This window comes from Stenotrophomonas sp. HMWF003 (genome assembly GCF_003061285.1).
Taxonomy (GTDB): Bacteria; Pseudomonadota; Gammaproteobacteria; order Xanthomonadales; family Xanthomonadaceae; genus Stenotrophomonas; species Stenotrophomonas maltophilia_AP.
Genome location: NZ_QAIW01000266.1, coordinates 1 through 3,374 on the forward strand (window position 1 = coordinate 1; position 3,374 = coordinate 3,374).

Sequence of the window (3,374 nt, forward strand, 5' to 3'; positions counted from 1 at the left end):
CCCTGTAACACCCCTGTCAAGCCTTGTTCGGTCAGGCTCACGCCGCTACCCTGACCGGGCATTACATTGGCCCGGCATGTCCACTTCCCGTTTCGTACATCTCCACGTCCACACCGAATTTTCGCTGGCGGATTCGACCATCCGTGTCCCGGCGAAGCCGGATCAGGCTGACCCGAAGAAAGCCAAGCAGGCCAACCTGCTCAGCCGCGCGGTGGAACTCAAGCTGCCTGCCCTGGCAGTGACCGACCTGAACAACCTGTTCGCCCTGGTCAAGTTCTACAAGGCCGCCGAAACCGTGGGCATCAAGCCCATCGCCGGCGCGGACATCATGATCGCCGAAGAGGGCATGACCCCCTGGCGCATGACCCTGCTGTGCCGCGATCGTGACGGCTACCTCAGCCTGTCACGCCTGCTCACCCGCGCCTGGATGGAAGGCCACCGCCCCGAAGGCGGCGTCGCCGTCCATCCGGACTGGCTCAAGGCCGGCTGCCACAACCTGTTTGCCCTGGCCGGCCGCGACAGCCTGGCCGGCCGCCTCGCCGGCGAAGGCCGCCATGACCTGGCCGAGCAGCAACTCGCCGACTGGCAGCGCGTGTTCGGCGATGGCCTGCACCTGGAACTCACCCGCACCGGGCGCGACGGCGAAGAAGCCTTCAACCAGTTCGCCCTGCTCGCCGCGGGCCAGCGTGGCCTGCCCGTGGTCGCCAGCAACGACGTGCGCTTCCTGCAGCCGGAGGATTTCGCCGCCCACGAAGCGCGCGTGTGCATCTCCTCCGGGCGCGTGCTCGACGACCCCAAGCGCCCGCGCGACTACAGCGACCAGCAGTACCTCAAGTCGGCCGACGACATGTGCGCGCTGTTTGCCGACATTCCCGACGCGATCGACAACACCCTCGCGCTGGCCGAACGCTGCAACATCGAAATGCGCCTGGGCACCTACTTCCTGCCCAACTACCCGGTGCCCGAAGACGAAACGCTCGACAGCTGGATCTGCAGCGAATCGCGCAAGGGCCTCGAAGCGCGCCTGGAAAAGAATCCGCTGGCCGAAGGCAAGACCCGCGCCGACTACTTCGAGCGCCTGGAATTCGAGCTGGCCACCATCATCAAGATGGGCTTCCCCGGCTACTTCCTGATCGTGGCCGACTTCATCCAGTGGGGGAAGAACCAGGGCATCCCGATCGGCCCCGGCCGTGGTTCCGGTGCCGGCTCCCTGGTGGCCTGGGCGCTGCAGATCACCGACCTCGACCCGATCCCGTACAACCTGCTGTTCGAGCGGTTCCTCAACCCCGAACGTGTGTCGATGCCCGACTTCGACATCGACTTCTGCATGGACCGCCGCGACGAAGTCATCGACTACGTGGCGCGCAAATACGGGCGCGAACGGGTCAGCCAGATCATCACCTACGGCACCATGGCCGCCAAGGCGGTGGTGCGCGACTCCGGGCGCGTGCTCGGCTTCCCGTATGGCCTGGTCGACGGCGTGTCCAAGCTGATCCCCAACATCCTGGGCATCTCGCTCAAGGACGCCATGGGCGAAGGCAAGGATTCGGAAATGGCGTCGCCGGAGCTGATCCAGCGCTACCAGAACGAAGACGACGTCCGCGACCTGATCGACCTGGCCCGCCAGCTCGAAGACCTCACCCGCAACGCCGGCAAGCACGCCGGTGGCGTGGTGATCGCGCCCGAGCCGCTGGCCGAGTTCTGCCCGCTGTTCGCCGAACACGACGAAGGCGGCCGCGGCCGCAACCCGGTCACCCAGTTCGACAAGAACGACGTCGAAGAAATCGGTCTGGTGAAGTTCGACTTCCTCGGCCTGCGCACGCTGACGATCATCGACTGGGCGGTCAAGGCGATCAACAAGCGCCACGAACGCGCTGGCATTCCGCCGGTGGACATCACCGCGCTGCCGCTGGACGACGTGGCCACCTACAAGGACATCTTCGCCAACGGCAACACCGGCGCGGTGTTCCAGTTCGAATCCTCGGGCATGCGCCGCCTGCTGAAGGACGCGCGCCCCGACCGCTTCGAAGACCTCATCGCACTGGTGTCGCTGTACCGCCCCGGCCCGATGGACCTGATTCCCTCCTTCAACGCGCGCAAGCACGGGCAGGAAGAAATCATCTATCCCGATCCGCGCACCGAAGCGATCCTGAAAGACACCTACGGCATCATGGTGTACCAGGAGCAGGTGATGCAGATGGCGCAGATCGTGGGCGGTTACTCGCTCGGCGGCGCCGACCTGCTGCGCCGCGCGATGGGCAAGAAGGTGCCGGCCGAAATGGCCAAGCACCGCGAGATCTTCCGCGAAGGCGCGGCCAAGGACGGGGTGAGCGAGGCCAAGGCCGACGCCATCTTCGACCTGATGGAAAAGTTCGCCGGCTACGGCTTCAACAAGTCGCATGCCGCCGCCTACGCGCTGGTCAGCTACCAGACCGCCTGGCTCAAGCGTCATTACCCGGCCGAGTTCATGGCGGCCACGCTCTCCTCGGACATGGACAACACCGACAAGGTGGTGGGCTTCCTGGCCGAAGTGCGCAACCTCGGCCTGACCGTGCTGCCGCCGCGCGTGAACGAATCGGCGTACATGTTCGAAGCCTCCAGTGCCGACACCATCGTGTACGGCCTGGGCGCCATCAAGGGCGTTGGCCAGGGCGCATGCGAAGCGGTCGTGGAAGAACGCGCACGCGGCGGTCGTTACGAATCGCTGCTGGATTTCTGCATGCGCGCCGAGTCGGGCAAGCTCAACCGGCGCACCCTGGAAGCGATGATCAACTGCGGCGCGATGGACGGCCTGGGCAAGAACCGCGCCTCGTTGATGCTGCAGCTGCCCGAAGTGCTCAAGGCCACCGACCAGATCACCCGCGAGAAGGCGTCCGGGCAGAACTCGCTGTTCGGCGCCCCCAGCCCGCAGGCCACGGCGCAGCAGCTGGACCTGCCCGAAGCCAAGGAATGGGCGTTGGGCCAGCTGCTCGACGGCGAGCGCGACACGCTGGGCTTCTACCTGAGCGGGCATCCGTTCGATCCGTATGCGGATGACGTCAAGGAACTGGTCGGTACCGACCTCGGCATGCTCGAGCGCCTGATCCCGCCGGCCCGCCCCAGCAAGGACGGCGAGAAGCGCGCCTGGCGCCAGGAAACCCCGGTGATCCTGGCCGGCCAGGTGGTCGGCGTGCGGCGCAAGGGCGAAAGCCAGGTGTTCATGCAGCTGGAAGACAGCAAGGGCCGCGTGGAGTGCAGTGCCTTCACCGACGGCCTGGCCGAGTTCGGCCACCTGATGACCAAGGACCGCATCCTGATCGTCAAGGGCGGCCTGCGCGAGGATGAATTCAACGGCGGCTACGCGCTGCGCATCCGCCAGTGCTGGGATTACGAAG

At 66.0% G+C, this 3,374-nt stretch carries 1 protein-coding gene; it reads left to right on the forward strand.

Going from position 1 to position 3,374, the window contains the following annotated elements:
• Positions 1–76: 76 nt before the first annotated feature.
• Positions 77–3,374 (forward strand): DNA polymerase III subunit alpha (dnaE, locus tag DBR34_RS11060; RefSeq protein WP_258223823.1); only part of this gene is annotated, 3,298 nt, incomplete at its 3' end.